The organism is Neobacillus sp. C211, from assembly GCF_051842875.1.
GTDB lineage: Bacteria > Bacillota > Bacilli > Bacillales > Cytobacillaceae > Neobacillus.
Map to the genome: position 1 here is coordinate 285,513 of NZ_JBPXRO010000003.1, position 23,966 is coordinate 309,478.

Sequence of the window (23,966 nt, forward strand, 5' to 3'; positions counted from 1 at the left end):
TTTTGTAAAAAGAACTTTAATCTTTTTCTAAAAGAGCAGCACCTGCGATTCCCGGTTTGGTCATTTCATATATATTCAAAATAAGATCTAATTCTTCTTCGCTTAGGACATCATATTTCAGGCATAATTCACGAACAGACTTGCCAGTTAAAGTTGCTTCTCTAGCGATTCTCGCTGCCACTTCATAACCAAGGTGTGGATTAACCGCTGTAATAATACCTACGCTTTTTTCAACATTCTCTTTTAAGCGAGCCTCATTAGCTTCAATCCCTACAAGACAATGATCCGTAAATGATCGGAATCCGTTGTTCATAATACTAATAGATTGAAGTAGGTTAAAGACTAATACAGGTTCCATGACGTTCAATTCAAGCTGGCCTGCTTCTGAAGCTAGACAAATGGTATGATCGTTTCCAATCACCTGAAAGGCGATTTGATTAATCAGTTCCGGCATTACAGGGTTTACTTTTCCAGGCATGATCGAAGATCCTGGCTGACGGGCTGGAAGGGAAATCTCAGCAAGGCCTGCACGAGGACCTGATGCCATTAACCGAAGGTCATTAGCGATTTTAGACATGTTCATCATACACACCTTTAATGCTGCTGAAACTTCGGTATAAGCATCCGTATTTTGCGTAGCATCAACCAAATGTTCTGCATTGACCAACGGTAATCCACTGATTTCTGTAAGCTGTTTAACCACATCTAGTATATATTTTGGGTCTGCATTTAATCCTGTTCCAACTGCTGTTGCTCCCATGTTCACTTCATATAAATTCCCCCGTGAAAGATGGACCCGTTTAATATCCCGTTCAAGCACTCGAGAGTAAGCCTCAAATTCCTGACCTAATCGAATCGGAACGGCATCCTGAAGATGGGTCCGACCCATTTTAATAACGTTTTCAAATTGCTTAGCTTTATCCTTAAAGACCTTAAGCATATCCTGCATAGTCGCTAGCAATTTTTCAAGTAATCTGAGTGTTGCTATATGAATAGCTGTAGGAAATACATCATTCGTTGATTGCGACATATTAACATGTGTATTGGGACTTAAATGCATATAAGCACCTTTTTCATGACCGAGTAATTCTAGTGCACGGTTGGCAATCACTTCATTAGCGTTCATATTCATTGATGTCCCTGCTCCACCTTGGATCGGGTCAACGATAAACTGATTGTTCCATTTACCTTCAATCATTTCATCAGCTGCTTGGCTAATAACGTTGCCAAGTCCACTATACAGCCTCTTCGTATTCATATTGGCAATTGCAGCCGCTTTTTTGACCATCGCAAGCGCTATTATTAAATCTTCATGAATTCGATAACCTGTAATTGGAAAGTTTTCAACTGCCCTAAGTGTTTGAATACCATAGTAAGCATCTGTTGGTATTTCTTTTTTTCCTAAGAAGTCTTGTTCAATTCTTTTAGTGTCCATAATTATCTTCTCCTACCCTTTATAAAAAACAGTTATAAAAATTTAGGTATTAAATGACTGATTGAATTTTTCCAAAAGTATCCCGAATAATTTGCGTTCCTCATCAGTCCAGTCTTCTAATAGTTCGGTAATTCGCTTCAAACGCGCCTGTTTATAATCGAATAATTCATTTGTACCCTGTTCAGTTAACTGAAGAGTGTAAGCTCTCCCATCCAATGGATCGGGAATTCTATACAAATAACCTTTATGCTCTAAAGCTGCTGCCTGTCTACTGACTGTAGATATATCTAACTTGAATTCCTCCGCCAAAACTTTAACCCCTACTGCCCCCTTCGATTTGATGCGGCGAAGGATTAAATAGGCAGATCTATCAAGATTCCCGAATTTTTTATTGTTCGAAATTGAAGTAGTTCGGCGAATCAGAATTGCTAGTTCAAGTTCGATCATTTCTAATGAATGTTCATCCATTTCTTTCCTTCCTCACTGTCAACCTTATTTCATATAACAAATATGATAACATATGTAGTCTATGATATGTATCTCAACCTTACATTTATTGCAAAAGCACTATTGACGCAGTGGAAATTGATTGTATAATACAATTATATACTTTCATCATACAACTAATTCAAAAGGATGGAAACAAAAATACAGGGGGAAATTAGATGTCACCAAGACCAGAATCTAAATTAACAATGCAGCCACACAAATCGGAGGCACTCGGTAAAAAGGTTGGTTTACTTACCCAGCCAAAAGCAGTTTGGGCTGTTTTTTTTGCAAGTATTATCGCGTTCATGGGGTTGGGTCTTGTTGATCCTATTTTACCGGCAATCGCCGAACAATTAAATGCCACACAAACTGAAGTAACCTTACTATTCACTAGCTATAATGCCGTTATGGCCGTTGCCATGCTTATTACTGGGGTAATCTCAACAAGGCTTGGCATCAAATGGACGTTACTTTCTGGAATCGTAATCATTGCGGTATTTTCGGCACTTGGCGGTATTTCAAATGGTATTTGGACACTCGTTGGGCTTCGAGGCGGCTGGGGCCTTGGAAATGCACTGTTTGTTGCAACGGCTTTATCTGCGATCGTTTCCCTCTCAAATAGTGGAACGGCAAAAGCAATCATTTTATACGAAGCTGCAATTGGACTAGGGATTTCAGTTGGCCCGCTACTTGGCGGTTGGCTTGGCGCGATGTCATGGCGTGGCCCGTTTCTTGGGGTAGCCACCTTGATGGTTATTGCCTTTATTGGCCTTTTCATCCTAATGCCAAAAGCAACTGCTCAAAATGCGGTAAAAGCTCGCACTTCATTATTAGATCCATTTCGCGCTTTAAAGCATCGTTCACTGTTAGTGTTCGGTATTGCAGCTGCCCTTTACAATTTTGGCTTCTTCACCTTGCTGGCATATGCACCTTTCGTTATGGGCTTGGATGAACACGGATTAGGCTTCGTATTTCTTGGCTGGGGTATCCTACTGGCTGTCACCTCTGTATTTATGGCTCCAAAACTTTCCGAATGGTTTGGAACCATAAAATCGATGTGTATGATGTTAATCTTGTTTGCTCTCCTTTTGGTTTCAATGGGTATATGGACATCAACCCAGTGGGTGATCATTGCCGCCGTTATCCTAGCAGGTGCGTTATTAGGAAATAACAATACACTCATCACTACAGCCGTGATGAATGCTGCCCCCGTTGAACGATCAACGGCCTCTGCTGCATATAGCTTCCTCCGTTTTATTGGAGGAGCGATTGCTCCCTTTACTGCCGGAAAACTTGCCGAAATTTATAATCCAAGTGTTCCATTTCTTGTTGGAGCAGGGTTTGTCATCGTTTCGGTCCTTTTTATCTGGGTTAATAATAAACATGTGAAGCATGTAGATGATATTGGTTTAGGCCACTAATACTAGTTGAAGGATCTGTGATTCATTTGCAGATCCTTTTATTTATTGTTAGTGAATATCCTTTTTCTTAAATCGGCCTCCGCGGACTTCTGAAATGTCTGCTATAGCTAAAAAGGCTGTTGGATCAATATCCTCTACAATTGTGGTTAATTTAGATTCTTCCAACCTCGTGATAATACTGAAAATGACCTTCTTGCTATCTCCAGTAAAAGCACCTTGACCCTTAATGTAAGTTACCCCTCTTCCCAGTCGGGCATTGATAGCATTTCCAATTTCTTCTGCTTCATCACTAATAATCCAAACAGATTTGGACTCTTCTAATCCTGCAACAACAGAATCTATCGCTTTAGATGCAATAACATAGGCTAACAAGGAGTACATTGCCCGGTCCCAACTAAACACAAAACCGGCAGCTCCTAAGATAAAGATATTGATAAACATGATGATCTGGCCAACTGAAAATGGGACCTTTTTAGTGATCACAAGTGCCAATATTTCTGTCCCGTCTAACGCTCCGCCATTTCGGATGACGATTCCTACACCCATACCCAGAATCATCCCTCCAAAAACAGTAGCAAGGAGAATATCATCAGTAAAAGCTGGAATCGGGTGGAAAAATGATACAAAAATAGATAAAACGATTATTCCATAAACAGTAGAAAATGCAAAGGTTTTCCCCATCTGTTTATATCCCATATAAACAAAAGGCAAGTTTAATATGAAGATGAAGATCCCTAATTTCCATCCAATTATATGGGCAAGCATAATTGAAATACCTGTAATGCCGCCATCAATAACATGATTAGGAACTAGAAAAATTTCTAACCCGGTAGCCATAAGAATGGCTCCGATTGTAATAGCGATGGTTCGAAGAATAACTTTTCGAAGTGGTAACTTGCGGTGTTGAATTTTTTCATTCATAAGTTCTGTCACATAATCACATCTTTTCGTTAGATTTTACCATTTTATTATCCCCTGCTTTAGCCTCTCTTCTCTTAGATTTATTTATGTAAGAGATATTTACATTTACACCTTTATTATAACATTTATCTTATTAAAAAGTGAACTTCAGTTCATGTTTTGAGATCATTTATATAATTTGATTCCAAAGAAATAGCTAATAATCCATTGGACTATTAGCTAATGTGCATTTACAATAATCAGAGTATTTTTAACATTCTGCAACCCGCTCAATGATGATATCCTCAATGACTCGATGTTTGCTAAGCGAACCTGTGTGGATAATTTGCTGACCTAGATTTTGTCTCATGCTGACCTTTTGATCGACTTCCTTTAAAAGTAGGCCGGAAAATAATAAATAAGGAACAACGATTATTTTTCCAGTTGATTTTTTGGAAATAACCTCAAGACCTACTGGGAACTTGGGCTCAGTAGCAGCCAAATAACAAACAGAAACAAGTTTCGTCCTAAGACGTTCCTGAATCCCTTCAGATATCTGTGCGAAGGCAGTGTGAATGCTCAGGTCACTGCTTCCTCTTCCAACAATTAAAATGGAATCCTCCGAAGATAAATCTACGACGTTGTTCCTAACGAGTTCAGCAATTCCATCGAGAATCCTCCCCTGGACACCAAAAGGATTCCTTATTTTCACTTCGATATTCGGAAACCGCTTCTGAAGAGAAGTCAGTGCTTGAGGAATATCTTCTTTAATGTGACCTGCTGACAACAAGAACAGGGGAATGACTGTAATTTCCGTCGCTCCCCTAATCACACAGCGCCGAAAGCCTTCCTCAATACTTGGTTCGGTCAACTCTAGAAAGCTCATTTCCTGAATTGAAACATCAATTCGTTCCATTACTCTATGTATGAAGGAATTTGCTTCTGCTGCTCCTTCTTTTGAGCGTGTGCCGTGGCCAATGTAAAGAATCCCTCTCATTCTCGCTGCTCCTTTATTCATCATTTAGATAATCTTTTTCTCTCTTAAATAAGCAAAGACTTGTTCCACTGCCTCTTCCACACTTACCTGATCAGAACGGAGGGTGATTTCCGGTTGTTCTGGCGCTTCATAAGGTGAATCGATTCCCGTGAAATCTTTAATTTCGCCACGACGTGCTTTCGCATAGAGTTGCTTGGGATCGCGACGTTCACATTCCTCGATTGGACATTGGACAAAAACTTCAATAAATTCACCGTCTTCAAATAAAGCCCGCACTTGCTCACGATCAGAGCGAAATGGTGAAATAAAGGCGGTGGTCACCACTTTGCCGCTGTCGACAAACAACTTGGCAACTTCGCCAATTCTTCGGATATTTTCAGTTCGGTCATAATCGGAAAAACCAAGATCCTTGTTTAAACCGTGGCGAATATTATCACCATCAAGGACATATTCATTGATCCCCTGACGGAACAATTCGTTCGATACAGCATTTGCGATAGTTGATTTTCCCGATCCTGAGAGTCCCGTAAACCAGAGTACACAGCTTCCGTGACCATTTTTTTCACGCCGAATTTTTTTGGAAATAGATGTTTCATGCCAAGTAATATTCGTTGGTTTAGACATTGATTTATTTTCCTCCTTATACGGTTGCTTTTTCTTTCATTCCCTCGATTAACACTTCAACAACTTCTTTGCGGCTGAAGGTAGCCGGTGGAAGTACTCCTGCTCGCAGCATCTCTCTTACCTTTGTTCCAGAAAGAATCACTCTGTCTTCCTTGCTATGCGGACAAGTTTTATCAGAAGCCATTCCTTCGCATTTATTGCAGTAGAAGCTGTGTTCAAAGAACAAAGGCTTGATACCAAGTTCTTCTTCCGTGAAATTACTGAAAATATGCTGGGCATCGTAAGTTCCGTAATAGTTTCCAACTCCTGCGTGGTCACGACCAACAATAAAATGAGTGCAGCCAAAGTTTTTACGGGCAAGTGCATGGAAAATGGCTTCCCTTGGTCCTGCATATCGCATAGCTGCTGGATACACACCAAGTTGAACTCGTTCGCTAGGATAATAATTCTCAAGTAAAACGCGGTAACTTTTCAAACGGACATCCGCAGGGACATCATCTGACTTTGTTTCGCCTACAAGCGGGTTGACGAACAAGCCATCGACTGTTTCAAGGGCAGCTTTTTGAATGTACTCATGTGCACGATGAATAGGATTTCTTGTTTGGAAACCTACAACAGTCTTCCAGCCCTTTTCTTCAAAAATAGCCCGTGTTTCCTTCGGTTCAAACCACACATCACCGAATACTCCTTTTTCGGCTTTTTTTACGAGTACAACTTCCCCAGCAACGTAAACAGGTCCTCTCTCGTAAAGACGTTTCACACCAGGGTGGGCAAGTTCTTCTGTTTTATATACTTCAAGTGCTTCTTTGTCTAAATCAGGTTCATACCATTCTGAAACCCTAATAACACCATAGACTTCCTTGTTAAATGAAAGTTTGTACTCTTCTCCTTCCACAAGTGTTTCAGCAACACCGTAAGATACGGGTAAGGTTACAGGGATAGACCAGATGGTATTGTCTGCTAAACGCATATTGCTCACGACAGATTCATAGTCTTTTTGTCCAAGAAAGCCCTTTAAAGGACTGAATAATCCGATACCAATTAATTCTAAGTCACTTAATGCAATCGCATCAATTTCAATTTCCTTTTCGATAGTGGTTAGATCGTAATTGGGGTCGAATGCTTGAATAAGTTTTCCTCCATGAGGTTTTGGTAAGTATGACATTTTGATCAACCTTTCTCTACAAATTTTAATTTATTAGATACTTTTGTATTTGGGACTACTACCTTCGAAGGTGTTTTCTTCATTAGGAACATCACACCAAAAACGGAGATTAGAACACCTATCATTGCAATAATTGGATAGAAGTTCTGTTCAATCACCAATTGAATAATGGTGTATGAAAGCACCATCGATAAAACAGGAGAAACAATCCAAACAGTTAGTAGTTGAACCACGATATCCTTTTTTAGGACTGCCTTCCCATATTTAGCATAGCCAATTCCGATTATGGAGGAAGTGGTAATTTGCGTTAATGGGACCGGAATTCCAAAAAGAGAGGCAGCAGTAACAATACTTGCACCAGTACCAGAAATTACACAACCTTCTTCTATCCTGAGAGTCGTTATTTTTTTCCCATTGGTTTCAAGCACTCGGTTTCCGAGAAAGAATGCACCGAGTGCAACGGCTAGACCGCCCCAGATTACCGCATCTCCCTTATGCATTAATCCTGCGGCAACAAGTGGTCCAACTGCATTTGCTACATTATTCATTCCAGCGGAGAAGGCTTCAAACAAGCCCATAAGTACAACAATGATTGCTAATATAGGACCAGCTTTTGACTTATCCATCCATGTTTTAATGAATGGTCGCCTCAACAGTGATGCAGCCAAAATGGCAATAACAAATGCAGCAAAAGGAGTAAGCAGCCAAAACATTGCTATCCACAAAACCTTGCCTACAAAAACCGATTGATAGACTACACCAGCTCCAATAACTGATCCTACTGCCACTTCGCTGGTCGAAAGAGGAATCCCAAAAATGTTGGCAAGGAATAATGATAATGCTGCTGAGGCAAGCACAATCAAGGCAATCGCCGTCGTAAATGTACTGCTAGGGACAATCCCGCTCCCAATAGTCTTTACGACTTCCTCTCCACCTAGCCAAGCACCTAGGAAAACTGCAATGGCACAAAGAGCCAATGCCTTTCTTTTTGCTATTACACCGGCTCCATAGGATATACCCATCGACGCTGCAGCACCACTAGCACCAATATTTACTGCAAAAAATAATCCTATTGAAACCGCAATTATGGTAAGCGTAGGAATGACCTCCTTTACTTAGAGTGCAAACCGCACTCCGTTTTACTGCTGCCCGTCCAACGCCCATCTCGGGAATCACCATTTGTTCCGACGGCCTGTGTACAAGGGAAACAGCCAATACTTGGATAGTTTTGATCATGCAATTGGTTATAAGGGAGGTCTCTTTCCCTGATGTACGACCAAACTTCATCCCACGTCCAATGAATTAATGGACAGATTTTTATATTTTTAAATTTATCATCTTTGTTAACGAATTGCGTATCCTTCCTTGTTGGCGACTGTTCTCTCCGAAGACCTGAAATCCATGCATCTTTTGGAGTCAATGCCTCGCGCAGAGGGATGACCTTTCTGATTTGGCAGCATTGGTTTGGATCACGTTTCCATAATGCCGAGCCATATTCTGCTGCTTGTTGGTCTAAACTCAAATCAGGGGTTTTTCGCTCGATTTGTAACTCTGGAAAACGAGCTTCAATCTTATCAATCACTTCATACGTTTCAGGAAAGTGGAGCCCTGTATCTAAAAAAACAATCTGAGCATCTTTTTTTACCTGATAAATCAAATCGATTAATACAATTGCTTCAGCACCAAAACTAGATGCATAGATAATTTTCCCTTCAGGATAATTGCTATATGCCCACTCTAAAACAGACCTGGCACCCTTTGTCTCATCCTGAATAGAGAAGTTTTCCGAGATTTCACTCCAATTATTATAAGTCACTGTTTTTGTCATCCTCTATGGACCCCCTTTGTCATAATACAAAAGCTGTCTCCCACCCCAAAAAGGTGTAGACCTCCTTAAGTTTTTCTAGTCAGCGAATTTTATTTGATTGAAGACGAACCTTTTCATTTTTCTCAATTTGTACTATTTTTCCATCCTGAACTACTAGTGTAATAGATCCATATTTTAATGTGTCCAGCATACGTTCAATATGTTCCTTTACTTCCTGCCATTCTGAACCTTCCAGATGATTCGCCTCCCTTTAAAACTCATTGAATTGTTAAATTAAGATTAATCCTACCATACGCATAGGAATTGTCAATATAATTTATTATAATATTTAAAAAATCCTAGAGTGTTCCAAAATTAAAAAGAGGCAGACATTCATTCGAATGTCTGCCTAGTCCTATCCAAGGAACTATAGACCAGTTCTTATACCGTTTTTTTCTTTTTCAGCATCATTGTAATGAATAGGAATAGAAGTGGTAGAGCCGCTCCCATTAGAATATTTATGGGGACATATGACTGAAACAGAAATTCATTTATTTCGGAATAGTTCTTGGCGAAAAGTACGGCACCTACACCGATTAACCATCCGAATGGAATGATAAAAGGTTTGTATGTATCGGTTTTGAATATTTGTGCGGTCCCAAGGCACAGCCCATAGAGGAATAAAGAAATACGTATCATTAATCCAACCGTCCAAAAGAGAATCGCAATGGCATCAAAGCGATTGATTACATCGCCTGCTTCAATATACCTTACTTCCGAAAAAGTAGGAAAAGCCATTTTCGCGGCTTCTTCTGGCCCAAATAGTGCTATAGGCCCTGTGATAGGCCCTAAAAAGAAGATCAATGTTAAAAGTGCGCTATAAATCCCTGTTTTCATTAGTTTTTTTGGATTTTGAACATACGGTAAAACCATTCCCATTATTGCAAATTCACCAAACCACCCCATTACGGTGAGCGAGCCCAAAGAAACGGGATATAACCCGTTACCTAAAAAAGGCAGGAGGTTGGTATAATCCTTTTTTTCATTTATGGTTAAGATTACAACAGCCATGGCGAAAATGACCAAAACTGGCAACATCACCTGGTTCAATCTTCCTAATGTTTCAAGACCTTTATGAACGATATAGATTGATAATAGAAGAATCACCGTAATAAATGCCCACATTGGTGTTTCCATCATAATTCTTTTATAAGCCTCCGCGTAGAGTCTTGTTGCCAAACATGCCATGATAAAAAAATAAAACAAATATAGGAGTCCCAGTATTTTCCCAATCCAGGAGAAATGCTGAAAAAGAATTTCAATTAAAGTTAAGCCTGGAAATCGCTGAGAAAGCTTAACCAACGAGACTATTCCAATGAGCCCCAGTGCACTTCCGAATATTCCTGCAATCCACCCATCTTGCTTACTATGTGCCATCACAACCGTCAAAATAATTAAATGCCCGATGATCGTCAAAGAAGTGATCGCTAACATAGAAGCCTGAATATTACTAATTCTTCCCTTTTCAATCATAGGAAATTCCCTCCAATCTACTAAAACGGGCTTATTGTATTAAATAATTTTGATAAGGATGGAAGCTGGAATTCGTATATCAACACACCACCTAAAACAATTGTTAATCCCAGGATACCCATTTGAATAAACATCACTTTTTTCTCCTTCTTTCTCCAGGAAGTATATAGATGAGAAACTGTTGTGATACCTACAAGTATGATAAATAGTAAGAAGAATAAAGTTTTCATTTTTTCCCTCTATTCTGATGTAGTTCCTTTTTGTAAGCCGAATCTTGTTATTGAAAAATCTATGTTTATATCGATGTCTGTATCTTTAAAACCATCCTTTTTCCATGACGAAGCCATTCCCCTCCAATCTTCAGGATATTTCCGTTTAAATTGGTCACCAAAGCCAATGATATCTGTATTCCAGTCATATTTAATCTTTCTAAACAAATCATCTATTTCTTTTCTTACTATTCCTTCAACCTGGCGATTTAGGTTAGCTAAATAATTACTTGAAATAGAAGGAGTTGAACAGGTTATCTCACTGATTTCACCGTCGGCATGAATATCAACATGAAAAGCAATCTTCGAATCATTCTTTTCGGGTGAAATAGAAGTGTTTACCTTTCTTATGATGAGACTAGTGTTCCCTTCACTAGACCCATCTCCACAAGGAGCAATGATCACATCTTTAACTAGGTCTCCTTTAAGCCACAATAAGCCATTCGTCTCCTCATTATTCAAGTATCCAACTAATTTCCCACTTTTAAACACAGCTGTTTCGTTTAAACTTAGTGAAGCCTCTCTACTTTCTTGAGGAATCAGACTTTTCCTACTTTCTTTTCCAATGGGTTCGACTTTTCCTGTTTGAGCTAATTTATCATTCGCAATTGAGGTAGATAGTACCCCTGTATAAGGTTCCATTGAAACACTGCTTAAACCCTCTGAAAATTTACTAATGTCTTTGACCATTGAAGATGTGTCATACCGATTCGTCGCAAACATGCCTCTTATTTCCAAACCAAGTGTTGGCTTTAACTCTGGTTTTGTGGTAATAATATCCTTTGCCTTCCCTTTTGTTACATAAAGTTGCAAATTCGGACGAAAATCATTTTCTCTTTTAAAATAATCTAAACTTTGCTCCAAGTTCTTCTCAGAAGCAAAAGTGTTACCCAAAATAAGTACATTCATGTGTCCAAAATAGAGTCTCTTCGGTATAGTCCTTGCTAATCGTGAAATAGCTTGGACAATGCTTTTACCGGTTGTAGAAATAATATAGGAATTCTCACCTTTTCCATCTGAATTATTTTTTGATGTTAGTGAAAATACTTGGTAAGTCTTTACAATGGATGCAGTGATTTCATATTCTCCTTTTTCATTGATATCAATACCCATGATATCAATAACTGCATTTTCTTCTGCCCCATGTGAGCTCCAGCAGCCTGTTAAAGAAATAAGCAAGAGAGAATTAATAACAATGATTATTAAACATCTAAACTTATTGATATTACTCATCCTTTTTCTCCTTACTGCCTACTGATGATGATGAAGAAGCCTCTCCACTTCGGTGGAAATTGTTGATATTTATACCTGGAATACGCGACTTCATTCCCCACCAAGGAGCCCGAATAAAGACATCCTTCCAGCCCTGATAGATTGCAGGTGATACTGGCGAAAAATAGGGAACACCGAAAGAACGCAGACTGATAACATGGGTTAAACCGAACATCAGACCAACAAGGATACCCATGAATCCAAATAACCCAGCCAAAATAAGCAAGGGAATGCCTAACATTCTAATTATTTGATGAAACGCATAGTTTGGCATAATAAATGATGTTAACGCTGTGATCGAAACAACAATGCTTAAAACTGACCCAATTATTCCAGCCTGCACGGCCGCCTGGCCAATGATAACTAAAGCAAGCGTGATTATTATTGGACTCCCAAACGTTTTAGGCATTCGCAAGCCAGCTTCCCGAATCAGTTCGTAAGTCATGAGCATAAAGATCGCTTCAATTAAAACGGGATATGGAAGACCTTCACGGCTCCCGGCAATTCTCAATAGAAGTGTTGTTTGTAATAAATCGGGATGAAAGGTGGTCAGTGCTACATAAAATGCAGGAAGAATTAAGGTTACAAAAAGCCCCAAAAATCGGACCCAACGAACCATTGTAGCAGCTAGCGAACTATCGTAATAATCCTGACTGGTGTGGAGGAATTCCACAAAAAGGGCAGGTGCTGTCAATACAAAGGGAGACCCATCAATGATAATGGCGACCTTTCCATCAAGTAAGCTCCCACATACTTTATCTGGACGATCAGTATTGTATATGGTTGGGAACGGAGACCGTTTTGAATCTTGGATTAGAGACTCAATATATTGACTATCTAATATTCCATCAATGTCTATTTTGGAAAGCCGGTCTTTTATTTCTTGGACAATTTCCTCACTAGCAATTCCGGCCATATATAAAATGCCTATTTTTGTATTGGTTTGTCGACCCAGGGTTAGAAATTTTACTTTTAATTGTGGAGTTCGTATCCGTTTACGTACAAGCGCGAGGTTTGTGTCTAAATCCTCGATAAAACCCTCACGCGGCCCGCGAACAGTTCGTTCAGTAACAGCCTCCGTTATGGCTCTGCCCGTATATTTAGCCGTTTGCAGCAAATATGCCTGGTCTTCATTATCAATCAATAAAATAGTATTCCCTAATAACAACTGTTCAACGATTGTACTTAAACTATTTGAATGTTTAACATTAATAAATAAAAAATTCTTTTTTATGAAATTTTGATTGGTTTGTTTTGTTCTGACTGTGTGATGTTCATTAATGGTTACGACATGACTTTCGATTTCGGTTAACAATTGAAGGTCGACCATTCCTGGATGGTAGATTAAACATCCTTCAACATTTGAAATGTCCATGTGTTTATATTCGATATCTTCACAGGATTCGAACATGTTCTTAATAGAAGCAATGTTTTCAATTAGTGAGGAAGATAGAAGACTATTCTTAATCAAATTTGGCTGGCCACTTACCACAAGCCCCACCTCCATAACTAATATTGTTTTACTTAGTTATAAAAATATACAACCTATCTAAGGAATAATCTTAGTCGTCCTTGCTTTTTCTGCTGTTTGTTGAATCCGTTTGCTTAATGGTTTTTTTAATATCAGTGCTACAAGAAAACTAATGAATACAAAGACAATTAATGAAAGGATATCTTTAAAAACCACCTCTTTGATCATTCCACCGACCGTTTCACGGAGCATGCTTACCGCATACGTAAACGGCATAAAGGGGTTTAATTTTTGAAAAAAGGAAGAGGTCAAACTAACTGGAAACGTAGCTCCCGAACTAGATATTTGCAGGACTAAGAAAAGGATTGCTAAACCTTTTCCAATATTTCCGAACACCGAACATAAGGAATACGTAATCGTAACAAACACGATACTGATAAAAATGCTTAAAAGTACAAACCAAAGTTTGTCCACAGCATACGTGTGAATTAAAAACAAATCACCCAGAGCTACAATGGCTGCTTGGAAGATGCCGATCGTCACAAATGTTAGCAGCCTCCCTAAATAGATTTGGTAGCTTTTGTATCTATTCTCAGGGTCATCGACATCTACTTTTAATGAAGCAATCAGGAGAGTGGCTCCGACCCATAGAGCCAGCATCGTATAAAAGGGGGTCATCGCCGATCCATAATTCGGGATAGGAAATAACCTTTTCGTTTTCAATAGGATTGGGCTTGATAAAAAGTTACTTTCTTTTTGAGGATCATGTTTAAGAAATTGGATTAAATCATTTATATTCACACTGCCTTCAAACTTACGGATTTTATCGGCCGCACTTCTAATTTTAGTTTCAAATCCTGGTAAGTCATTTCGAGCTAAGTCCGCTGCTTTATGAACAACTTTTACAAGTTCGGGAAGCCTTGTTTGAACAAGGTTCCTTGCTCTTCGAATGTCTTCCTCCACTTTTGGCAAATCATTCCGCACAAAATCAGCCGCCTTATGTAGTTTCTGTTCAACCCTGGGCAAATCATTTTTAAAAAATAAGGCTGCTGAATTTATAACCCGGGTTGCTTCGTCCACTTTCTGTTGAATGCCAGTCCGAGTTTCGTGGATGCTACTATGGATTTTTACTAACTCCTCGTACAATTGGTCTAATTGCTCTTGATTCGCTGTAGTATCCACCTGTTTTGTATCCTTTACGCTATCGATTGCTTGTTTAAGTTTCGTTTCTATCTCATTTAAATTCGAGACTACTTCTGAAATGATATCGGTGGTACGCTGCATATCAGTAAGTTTCCCCTGTAATACGATCACTTTGTCCCCGACATCCTTTAAAAGTGGCAAACTAGCTTCAACCTTTAAGATACTGGTGCCGGCCTGCTGGATTTCGGGTATTCTTTGTTCAAGTTCAATAATTTTCTGTCCCTTTGCTTGTATTTCGGGCAGCCTCTCCTCCAGTTCTATCGCCTTTTTTCCCATTTCCTCAATCTGCGGTAATGCTTTTTCTAATTCAAAGATTTGTTTCTCAACATTATGAATGGAAGGCAATGCTTGCTCAAGCTCAATACCTGCTCTATAAAATACAGAGAATAATTCATTCCCCACCGTTTTAATAAACGCCTGACTAATTTGCGCCGTAACACTCGATGCCCCTGAGTTTGCAATTTTCGGCGCCACGGCATTGATTTTTTCGTTAACAGCGAACTCTATGTTTGGTTTTTGGGGGTTCACTTCTAAAATACTCGTAAGTTTCTTTGAAAAATCCTTTGGGATAATAAGATATGCATAGTAATTCCCTTTCTCTACGCCACGCTGTGCATCGCTCCGATTCACAAAAACCCAACCAAGCTGGTGATTCTTTTTTAGGCTTTTTACAGTATCATTTCCAACATTAAATTTCTTCCCACGAATTTCCGCTCCTTCATCCTCGTTGCTAACAGCCACCCGAATCCCCGATGTATTGCCGTAAGGGTCCCACATCGATTTGATATTAACCCATGCATAGGCAGAAGGCAGAATCATTAGTGCCCCAATTAACAAAACTACAGTTGGAACTCTAAATATATTTCTCCAATCCGTTTGGTAAATATGAAAAATCTTCCCCACTATTTCCCCCACCTTTCACTAGTAGTCCATGATCTTATCTTCCTACTATCTACAGGAAAAGATTCAGGAAATAGAAATGAAATACACAAAGAGGGCTGCCTAAGAATATTTACTTAGGCAGCCCTCTTTGTTTTACTTACTTATTGGGTTCCACATCAGTCGTGGGATTATAGTTATATTTTGAACGGTCAACTGGAATAAACGTTTCAGGTTTGTAGAAACGTAATAAATCTCCATTTACAACTTTATCTGATAGCTTTAATTTATATTCGACGATTTTCTGATCTTTTTTAGCTTCTTCGGTTTTAGCTTTTTCTAATTTCATTCCCGTTTTAGAATCATAGAATTTACCATCAATAGAGGTGATAGTTGAACTTACAAAGCCTCCATCTCTGAAAGGAACTACATCATCATGCTGTTTAGATAATAGGTCTGTTCCAAATTGAACATACTCTTTTGTGTCCGTGCCAAGCAAGTGAAGAAGTGTTGGAAGAAGATCGATTTGACCACCGTACTCGTGGTTTACTCCACCTTCCATTCCTGGTACACGAATAAATAATGGCACGCGCTGTAATCCACTATTTTCAAATGGTGTAATTTCTTTTCCCATTACCTGTGCCATTGCTTTATTATGATTTTCTGAAATTCCATAATGATCACCGTACATGACAATAATCGAATGATCATATAATCCTGATTTTTTCAAGTAGTCAAAGAATTGCTTCAATGCTTCGTCCGCATATCGAGCAGTTTGAAAATACCCATCAACCGATTTATCACCCGTTGTACCTGGTGCAATCGTTGCGTCTTCTTCATTAATCGGGTACGGATAATGATTCGATACGGTAATAAATTTTGTATAGAATGGCTCTGGTAAAGATTCCAAAAGTGGAATCGATTGTTCATAAAATGGCTTATCCATCAGTCCATACTCTGCTAGATCTTTAGAATCTATTTGATAGTAGTTTGAATCAAAGAACTTGTTAAAACCAAATGATTTATAAATTTCGTTACGATTCCAGAAGCTTCCTGAATTCCCGTGAAATACTGCAGACGTATAGCCTTGCTGACCTAGTATTGCGGGAGCAGCTTCATATGTGTTTAAACCTTTTGTCGTATATGCTGACCCTTGTGGTAATCCATATAATGAATTTTCTAACATGAATTCAGCATCAGATGTTTTACCTTGACCTGTTTGATGGAAGAAATTATCAAAGTAAAGCGTATTTTGATCTTTCGTTAATGAATTTAAAAATGGTGTTACTTCTTCCCCATTCAACTTGTAATTAATAAGGAAGTTTTGCATTGATTCAAGATGAAGATAGATTACATTCATTCCTTTTCCAGCACCAAAGTAAGCTGGATTTGGCTTTGCATAATTCGATTTTGTATAGTTAACGACTTCAGTAATATCATCACTGCTCGCCATAACCCTTTGAGCGGATGCTTTCGTACTTTGAACTGCATCATAAATGGTGTAATTGTACATACCTAAATACTTCACAATATAATTACGGTCAAATCCTCTGGTTAATAATTGAGGGCGGTCTGTTTCAGCTAGGGCTAGGTTTGCACTAGAAATCGCAAGAGCCATTGAGAATAATGCTGCGACTTTTCCGCGATTCATGTCATTAGCATCAATTTTCACAAAACGTAAAACAAGTAAGGCAGCCAAAATAATGATATCAATAAAGAATAAGAAATCATACGGTTTTAATAGGGACGTCACACTTCCGCTTACATCGCCAAAATTTTGTGTCTGCGTTAATGTTGGTAGAGTAATAAAATCATTAAAGAAACGGTAAAATATGATATTCGCATATAATAAAATCGATAAAAGAAAATCGATGACAATCAGCCCAATATACTTTTTTCTCCCTTTTAAAAAGAAAGAAAGTCCTAAGAAAAGTAAGGCAGATCCAAGCGGATTGATAAATAATAGAAACTTCTGAAGGGAATTTTCTATCCCTAAGTCAAATTGCGTTAATTGAACGATATATGTCTTCATCCATAGGAAAAATACAGTCAAAAAGAAAAAGCCAACATATTTATTAAAAATACTTTGACCTTTTTGAAATACGTTATTCATATAGCACCTGCCTTGTAGTCTATTATTATATAATTTTAGTCATTATTTTAAATTTAATAGGTAGATACTGTTCCCAATAGTCTATCATCTATATTAGCATTTAAATATGAATAATCCATGAATATTTTAGAAATAATCAAATTCGGCAACATAAGAATATTACTATACTCCATTTTTTTAAAATGTCAAGGTGTCGATAAAAAAATAAGAAACTGACCCTACCGTTAATAATACGTTAACGGAGAATCAGTTTCTATTCATTTTATTTTACTTATTGGTACCGTTAAACTTGCCTGTTGATTTCCGTTCCAGGCGCTTCGTTTTCCGCGGGCGGTCCGGGGAGCCTCCTCGTCGCTGCGCTCCTGCGGGGTCTCCCCTGCCCCGTTCTCCCGCAGGAGTCTTCGCGCCTTCCACTCCAATCAACAGGGTGCCAAAATCAACAATAAGTTTTACCATTGCTTACTTATAAAACTTTTTCTACTTGCTTCTTTTCTTTTCGCTTCATTTTCATTAGTGTTTCATACACAATCGGTACAATTACTAAGGTAAGCAGTGTCGAACTTGTCAGTCCACCGATAACAGTGACACCCAATCCCTTTGAAATAAGTCCACTTCCCTCCATACCGATTGCTAGTGGTATAAGTGCACCTATTGTCGCTATTGCTGTCATAAGAATTGGGCGAACACGTGTCCCGGCTGCCTCCAGAAGGGCTTCTCGTGTCGATAATCCATCATTTTCTTTATGAATGACACGATCAATTAATACGATTGCATTCGTTACAACAATCCCAATTAACATCAAGGCGCCAATCATTGCTGAAACACTTAAGGTTTCGCCAGCGATCAATAATCCTAATAACCCGCCGATAATGGTAAATGGCAACGAGAATAGAATCGCTAGTGGTGCTAAACCTCCACCAAATGTAATAACGAGAACTAGATAAACAATTGCAATGGCTGCAAGCATTGCTAAGCCTAACTGTGTAAAGGATTCAGCAATATCTTTTGATACACCGCCAACAGATATATCCACGGTCGATGGCATTTTTAACGTATCTACTTTCTTTTGAACAGCCTTCGAAACTTTTGATACATCTTTAGTTGTAATTTCTGCACTTACACTTGCATAAATACGACCATCACGCCTTGTAATCGTGTCAGAAGTGTTTCCCACTTTAACGTCGACGACATCCTTAATCGGAACTGTCATACCCATAGGGGATTGAAGCGTTTTATCTGTCAATTCATTAATATCTTCATATTCATCTTTCTCAACCTCTAGATAGACATTCATTTCTTTGCCGTTATTTTCAATTGTTGTCAATACTTGACGTTGGCCATTTCCTGCTAGGCCCATTCCAACCTGTGCTGCAGTAAGTCCTAATTGACTTAACTTTTCCTGATTAGGAACTAATGTGTATTCTTCATACGTATCCGAGATACTCGTTTTCACATTTCTAAGGGATTCGTTTTTCTTAAAAATCTTCGATATATTGTTCACGACTGGTTCAATTTCATCCATATTGTCACCATAGACGTTAAACGTTAGAGCATTCGATGATCCCATGCCAGAAAAATCTTGGCTTGCCCATTCACCTTTATCTTTTCGTTTCTTTAGGTCATTGATAACCTTTTCGGTTTCATGTGAAAAGTTTTTAGTATCTTTGTCATATTCAACAAAAAACATGGCAGAATTACTTTGCCCTGGATTCATTGGATTTTCTCCGCCAACAGAAAACTGAATGGTTTTTACTCCTGCTCTCTGCTCAAAAAATCCCTCTGCTTCGGTTGCTATCCTTTCAACTTCATCCAAAGTTTGACCTGGTGCTGGTTTATAAGTGGCAACAACCATTTTTTGTTCATCAGAAGGAAGGAAACTTACCCCAATGACCGGTACAAGGAACAAGCTGCCAATTAACAGTAAGATAGCTAACCCAAAGGTAATAATTTTATGGTTTAACGACCAATTAAGAACCTTTTTATAATTAGAAGCTAATTTACCAGGTTTATTTGCAACATGCTCTTGTTTTAATGATATCCCTTTTTTAAATAAAGAATGAGCCATCATTGGTACAATTGTAATGGCTACTAAAAGAGAAGCCATTAATGCGAAGACGATTGTTAATGCAAATGGTAAGAACATCTCCCCTACTGGCCCTTTTACCAATCCTAATGGCAGGAATACAGCAATTGTTACAATAGTTGAAGAAAAGATCGGCATAAACATTTCTCTAGTGGCCGCCACAATTAATTCCTTACCACTAAGTGTTTCATTTTTAAGAGACATTCGTCTAAATATATTTTCGATGACAACAATTGAATCATCAATTACTCGACCGATCGCAACTGTCATTGCCCCGAGTGTCATCATATTTAGCGTAATATCCATTTGTTTAAGAAGTAAAATAGCTATTAATATCGATAAAGGAATCGAAATGACTGAAATAATTGTTGTCCGAAAATTTCTCAAGAAAAGCAATATGATAATCATGGCAAAGATTGCACCAAATATCGCTTTATTTAGCATTGTTGCAACCGATTCTTCGATTGGTTTCCCTTGATCAAAAATCGTTGTTACTTTTAACCCATCAATCTTAGCTTCAAAACCACTTAGTTTTTCTTTTACTGCGTTAACAACATCTACAGTATTTGCATCTTGTGCACTAGTAATTTGCACACCGATTGATTCCACACCATTTGTCCTGGAAATAGATTCGGCTTTCCCTACTACTTCAATTGTTGCTATATCTTTAAGGTCTACAGTAGGAATCGAAGGTGGAACCTGTGCTGTTTGATTGCCTTGGCTAACTTGGCCGCTTGTCATACCTTGTTGTACCTGACTTTGTTGACCACCCGTCATTCCTTGCTGCGGTGCACCTGTAGATGGGACTACGGGAATTTTTATTGCTTTTAGGTCATCGATCGATGTCACATTACCATCGACGACAACTGACTTTTGCGTATCTTTAAATGTGTATAAACCTAATGGAAATTTAACGTCTGTAGCTTTAATTAAATTCTTGATTGTTTCTTGGGTTAATCCATAATTCTTTAATTTAGTTTCATCAAATTTCAATTGAACTTCGTCAACTTGCTGCCCTGATATTTGAACGGTTGATACTCCTTCAACACCCTCAAGTTCTGGAATGATCTCCTCTTCAGCTGTTTTTGTTAATCCTGCCAAAGATTGTTCTGAATTTGTAATACTTAAGGACATGACTGGAAAGCTTGAGAAACTCATCCGGGAAACTTTTGGTGCCTTCACTCCATCAGGAAGTTCTAAATTGCTTAATGCTTCTTTTACTTCATTTTGAGCTTTTTCCATATCTTTATCAAAATTGTATTCTATTTGTATAGATGAAGCATTTTGAAACGAAGAGGAACTAACAACAGAAACCCCGTCTAAATTCTCCACTCGTTTTTCAATTGGTTCTGTCACTTTTTCAGCTACTTGTTCTGGCGTCGCACCAGGATATACCGCCAAAACTGAAACAAGTGGTGTGTTGATATTTGGAATAGTTTCGAGTTTCATGTTCATTCCTGAATACAATCCAGCAATTGTAATAATAATGGTTAACAGCCATACGGCAAATTTGTTCTTCAATGAAAACTGAATGATTTTTTTCATACTTCTCTCCTTATTATGCCTTGTTGACATTTTGGTTTGATTGGAATAGGATTGACTATACGGTCACATTAGACATAATAATACTGACCAATCGGTCAGAAGTCAATGATAATAAATTTTTAATATAGGAACATCAATTAATGGAGGGTTTATTTTGACGGAAAAGGAGAAAGTAATCATAAAATCAGGGATGAAGCTTTTTGCTCAAAAAGGTTTTTCCTCTACTTCAATACAAGAAATTGCAACAGAAAGCGGTATTTCTAAAGGAGCTTTCTACCTACATTTTAAGTCAAAGGATGATTTATTACTCGCAATATTGGAATATATATTCGAGACCATCGATTCAAGTCTGTTAGATTTTGAAAACCAGGGTTTATCCCCCCGAGAAAAATTCATCAAGCAACTCACTGCTTTTTTCGGAACCTTTATTGGACATAAAGAGTTTTTAATCATGCTCTCCAAAGAACAAGCCATCCCAAGAAATGAAGAAATTAAGAAACTTTTTTTCAAAAAGCGCTTTGAATCTCATTTATTATATCGTAAAGGATTAGTTTCTATTTATGGACCGGACACGGAAACTTTTTCAATTGATCTTGCGTTAATTCTTGAGGGTTTGTTTAAATCCTATGTAGGGTTATTAATACTCGAACCAAAGGAGTTTGAGATTGAGGAACTATCCCACTTTTTATTGAAAAGGATGGATAGTATTGTAAAAGAGATTACCACAGATAAACCCTTCATAACTGAGCAGAAACTCGGGAAAATATTAAAAAGTTCCAAGCATTGTTTTGAATCTACTAATGTAATTACGATCGTTCAAAAAATGAGAACTGAAATAGAGCAGATGGAAAATAAAGAAGCGTTAGAAATCTCAATTGAGGTCCTTGAAGAGGAGATCACCAAGAAAAGCCCACGTATTCCAGTAATAAAAGGAATGCTTTCAAACTTTAAAGGAATTTCAACACTTGAAAAATACAGGAACGAAATTGCTTCCTTTTATGGTTTTGAGTTATAGAGGAAATGGTACAAATTTCCTCTCGATGCGAAAATTATTGACTGACCGGCCAGTTATAGTGTATATTTTATGACGATATAGTCATTAATCTTTTTATAACATCGAGATAGGAGAAATAATTATGGCGATAGAAGAGAAAAGAATAAATACAAAATTAGTCATAACCGGTTTAATTATCGGTATGTTTTTCAGTGCACTAGAGCAAACAATCGTAGGAACAGCAATGCCTACAATCATCTCTGAGTTAAATGGCTTTACCATATTTGCGTGGGTTACAACAGCCTATATGATTACTTCAACAACAGTGGTTCCAATAGTTGGAAAACTATCTGACCTTTACGGGAGAAGATTCCTCTATTTACTTGGAACCATTATCTTTATTATTGGTTCAGGTCTTTGTGCCACTGCAACATCTATGGAACAACTAGTCATCTATAGAGGCCTTCAGGGTATCGGCGGCGGGATGATTATGCCCCTTTCTCAGACAATCATTGGGGACATCTTTACAGCTGAACAAAGGGCTAAATGGCAAGGGATTTTTGGTGGGTTGTTTGGGCTAAGTTCAGTTATCGGTCCTTTCTTAGGCGGACTTATTGTCGATAGCATTAGTTGGCACTGGATTTTCCTAATTAATGTTCCCTTTGGACTACTTTCCGCTATTTTAATCTTTATGGGATTAAAGCACGAATCAATTGAGAAAAAAGACAAAGTTAATATCGATTATTTAGGGATAATCACCTTAATTCCTGCGATCGTATTATTATTACTTGGTTTAACATTCGGCGGGGATAAATTTGAATGGGCTTCAACCACATCCATCCTAATTTTCGGTGGTTCAATTTTACTGCTTATCATATTCGGATTTATTGAGCGAAAAGCTGCTGAACCTATACTGGACCTTTCATTCTTTAAAAATCGAATTTTTGCAACAATGAATGCATTAGGATTTTTGCTTGGTCTTGGGATGTTTGGAGCGATTATGTTCGTACCTATGTATATGCAAGGTATTCTTGGCGTTTCACCAACCCAGGCTGGATCTACAATGACTCCAATGATGATTGCCATGATCGCTGCCAGTGTTGTTGGCGGTCAGTTGTTATTAAGATTTAGTTTCCGTACAGTACTAACTTCAGGTATGCTTCTTGGTGCTTTAGGATTCTTTTTAATGAGTACAATGGGCATCGATTCAAACGAATTTACTGCTTATGCGTATATGGTGGTTCTTGGCTTAGGTATGGGCTTAGTGATGCCAACATTAATGATTGCTATTCAAAATGAATTTCCAAAATCCCAACTGGGAACTGTTACATCAGCTTCCACCTTCTTTCGCTCCATAGGTGGCACAATTGGGATTACCGTTTTAAATTCTATTATGAATCACACGCTTAAAGGAAAAATGGTTACTGCAGCTAATGATGCTGAAAATCCAATAGCTCACCAAGCATTACAAGCTCTTTCAGAAAAAACGGATTCACTATTTAGTTTACTGCTTAATCCGAGTCTATTAAAAATGCCTGAAGATATCCAAAATAGCGTGATTCATGCTATTCAAATTGCCTGGTCCGATTCTTTTTCTACGGTTTTCTTAACAGGGCTCATCTTTATCGCAGTCGGGGTTTTTGTGGCTCTTGCTGTTGGCAAAGGTCGTATAAAACGAGATGGCGAACTTAATGAAAGCGGCGCAAAACAAGTGACATCGTTTAATCGAGATGCAACTGAATCATAAGATGAAGAGGGATTCAAAT

General features: G+C 38.3%; 18 protein-coding genes. 3 read left to right on the forward strand and 15 right to left on the reverse strand.

Translation table 11 applies throughout. The annotated features are described in order from the left end of the window. Positions 1-16 precede the first annotated feature (16 nt). Both aspA and ACSU6B_RS04985 read right to left on the reverse strand, forming a co-directional pair. Positions 17-1,435, reverse strand: a complete 1,419-nt coding sequence (gene aspA, locus ACSU6B_RS04980; RefSeq protein ID WP_410883247.1) for an aspartate ammonia-lyase — start codon at positions 1,433-1,435, stop codon at positions 17-19. Positions 1,436-1,477: 42 nt separating this feature from the next. After that, positions 1,478-1,903: a MarR family winged helix-turn-helix transcriptional regulator gene (locus ACSU6B_RS04985; protein ID WP_215003315.1), complete on the reverse strand. Its 426-nt coding sequence runs from the start codon at positions 1,901-1,903 to the stop codon at positions 1,478-1,480. Positions 1,904-2,130: 227 nt separating this feature from the next. Here ACSU6B_RS04985 and ACSU6B_RS04990 point away from each other — a divergent pair, with 227 nt between their 5' ends. Further along, complete coding sequence (locus ACSU6B_RS04990) at positions 2,131-3,345, forward strand: MFS transporter (RefSeq protein WP_410883338.1); 1,215 nt, start codon at positions 2,131-2,133, stop codon at positions 3,343-3,345. 48 nt (positions 3,346-3,393) lie between these two features. Here the strand turns inward: ACSU6B_RS04990 and ACSU6B_RS04995 are convergent, their stop codons facing one another. The 13 genes from ACSU6B_RS04995 to ACSU6B_RS05055 all read right to left on the reverse strand — a co-directional run bounded on the left by ACSU6B_RS04995 (position 3,394) and on the right by ACSU6B_RS05055 (position 21,206). After that, entirely contained in the window at positions 3,394-4,278 is an 885-nt protein-coding gene (locus tag ACSU6B_RS04995; protein ID WP_215009887.1) for a YitT family protein, read from the reverse strand. A gap of 238 nt (positions 4,279-4,516) precedes the next feature. Then, positions 4,517-5,242, reverse strand: a complete 726-nt coding sequence (locus ACSU6B_RS05000; protein ID WP_410883249.1) for a sirohydrochlorin chelatase — start codon at positions 5,240-5,242, stop codon at positions 4,517-4,519. A gap of 24 nt (positions 5,243-5,266) precedes the next feature. Further along, positions 5,267-5,866: an adenylyl-sulfate kinase gene (gene cysC, locus ACSU6B_RS05005; RefSeq protein WP_369448211.1), complete on the reverse strand. Its 600-nt coding sequence runs from the start codon at positions 5,864-5,866 to the stop codon at positions 5,267-5,269. A gap of 16 nt (positions 5,867-5,882) precedes the next feature. Continuing rightward, on the reverse strand, positions 5,883-7,031 hold the full coding sequence (gene sat / locus ACSU6B_RS05010) for a sulfate adenylyltransferase (protein ID WP_215003324.1): 1,149 nt from the start codon (positions 7,029-7,031) through the stop codon (positions 5,883-5,885). Between the two features lie 5 nt (positions 7,032-7,036). After that, on the reverse strand, positions 7,037-8,134 hold the full coding sequence (locus tag ACSU6B_RS05015) for an inorganic phosphate transporter (protein WP_410883340.1): 1,098 nt from the start codon (positions 8,132-8,134) through the stop codon (positions 7,037-7,039). Between the two features lie 8 nt (positions 8,135-8,142). Beyond that, the gene (locus ACSU6B_RS05020; RefSeq protein WP_215009883.1) at positions 8,143-8,859 is read right to left on the reverse strand and encodes a phosphoadenylyl-sulfate reductase; all 717 of its coding nucleotides are present in this window, start codon (positions 8,857-8,859) and stop codon (positions 8,143-8,145) included. Positions 8,860-8,938: 79 nt separating this feature from the next. Next, the gene (locus ACSU6B_RS05025; RefSeq protein ID WP_285289242.1) at positions 8,939-9,094 is read right to left on the reverse strand and encodes a YezD family protein; all 156 of its coding nucleotides are present in this window, start codon (positions 9,092-9,094) and stop codon (positions 8,939-8,941) included. A gap of 185 nt (positions 9,095-9,279) precedes the next feature. Next, entirely contained in the window at positions 9,280-10,371 is a 1,092-nt protein-coding gene (locus ACSU6B_RS05030; protein WP_410883252.1) for a GerAB/ArcD/ProY family transporter, read from the reverse strand. A gap of 239 nt (positions 10,372-10,610) precedes the next feature. Then, complete coding sequence (locus ACSU6B_RS05035; RefSeq protein ID WP_410883254.1) at positions 10,611-11,873, reverse strand: Ger(x)C family spore germination protein; 1,263 nt, start codon at positions 11,871-11,873, stop codon at positions 10,611-10,613. Beyond that, positions 11,866-13,404, reverse strand: coding sequence for a spore germination protein (locus tag ACSU6B_RS05040; RefSeq protein ID WP_410883255.1), 1,539 nt, complete (start codon positions 13,402-13,404; stop codon positions 11,866-11,868). Before ACSU6B_RS05040 ends, ACSU6B_RS05035 begins: the two co-directional genes overlap by 8 nt. Before the next feature lie 57 nt (positions 13,405-13,461). Beyond that, positions 13,462-15,489, reverse strand: coding sequence for a YhgE/Pip family protein (locus ACSU6B_RS05045; protein ID WP_410883257.1), 2,028 nt, complete (start codon positions 15,487-15,489; stop codon positions 13,462-13,464). 136 nt (positions 15,490-15,625) lie between these two features. Next, positions 15,626-17,578 (reverse strand): LTA synthase family protein, encoded by a 1,953-nt coding sequence (locus ACSU6B_RS05050; RefSeq protein WP_410883259.1) that lies wholly within the window; start codon positions 17,576-17,578, stop codon positions 15,626-15,628. Positions 17,579-18,041: 463 nt separating this feature from the next. Further along, positions 18,042-21,206, reverse strand: coding sequence for an efflux RND transporter permease subunit (locus ACSU6B_RS05055; RefSeq protein ID WP_410883261.1), 3,165 nt, complete (start codon positions 21,204-21,206; stop codon positions 18,042-18,044). 154 nt (positions 21,207-21,360) lie between these two features. On the opposite strand from ACSU6B_RS05055, the gene ACSU6B_RS05060 reads away from it, so the two are divergent. Both ACSU6B_RS05060 and ACSU6B_RS05065 read left to right on the forward strand, forming a co-directional pair. After that, on the forward strand, positions 21,361-22,221 hold the full coding sequence (locus ACSU6B_RS05060) for a TetR/AcrR family transcriptional regulator (protein WP_410883263.1): 861 nt from the start codon (positions 21,361-21,363) through the stop codon (positions 22,219-22,221). Positions 22,222-22,342: 121 nt separating this feature from the next. Beyond that, positions 22,343-23,947 carry an MDR family MFS transporter gene (locus ACSU6B_RS05065; RefSeq protein ID WP_410883265.1) on the forward strand — a complete coding sequence of 535 codons (1,605 nt, stop codon included), beginning with the start codon at positions 22,343-22,345 and terminating at the stop codon, positions 23,945-23,947. Positions 23,948-23,966: the final 19 nt, after the last annotated feature.

Coding starts and splice junctions, on each gene's coding strand:
- aspA (WP_410883247.1), bottom strand. CDS start 1,435: ATGGACACTAAAAGAATTGAACAAGACTTCTTAGGAAAAAAAGAAATA.
- ACSU6B_RS04985 (WP_215003315.1), bottom strand. CDS start 1,903: ATGGATGAACATTCATTAGAAATGATCGAACTTGAACTAGCAATTCTG.
- ACSU6B_RS04990 (WP_410883338.1), top strand. CDS start 2,131: ATGCAGCCACACAAATCGGAGGCACTCGGTAAAAAGGTTGGTTTACTT.
- ACSU6B_RS05000 (WP_410883249.1), bottom strand. CDS start 5,242: ATGAGAGGGATTCTTTACATTGGCCACGGCACACGCTCAAAAGAAGGA.
- cysC (WP_369448211.1), bottom strand. CDS start 5,866: ATGTCTAAACCAACGAATATTACTTGGCATGAAACATCTATTTCCAAA.
- sat (WP_215003324.1), bottom strand. CDS start 7,031: ATGTCATACTTACCAAAACCTCATGGAGGAAAACTTATTCAAGCATTC.
- ACSU6B_RS05020 (WP_215009883.1), bottom strand. CDS start 8,859: ATGACAAAAACAGTGACTTATAATAATTGGAGTGAAATCTCGGAAAAC.
- ACSU6B_RS05030 (WP_410883252.1), bottom strand. CDS start 10,371: ATGATTGAAAAGGGAAGAATTAGTAATATTCAGGCTTCTATGTTAGCG.
- ACSU6B_RS05035 (WP_410883254.1), bottom strand. CDS start 11,873: ATGAGTAATATCAATAAGTTTAGATGTTTAATAATCATTGTTATTAAT.
- ACSU6B_RS05050 (WP_410883259.1), bottom strand. CDS start 17,578: ATGAATAACGTATTTCAAAAAGGTCAAAGTATTTTTAATAAATATGTT.
- ACSU6B_RS05055 (WP_410883261.1), bottom strand. CDS start 21,206: ATGAAAAAAATCATTCAGTTTTCATTGAAGAACAAATTTGCCGTATGG.
- ACSU6B_RS05065 (WP_410883265.1), top strand. CDS start 22,343: ATGGCGATAGAAGAGAAAAGAATAAATACAAAATTAGTCATAACCGGT.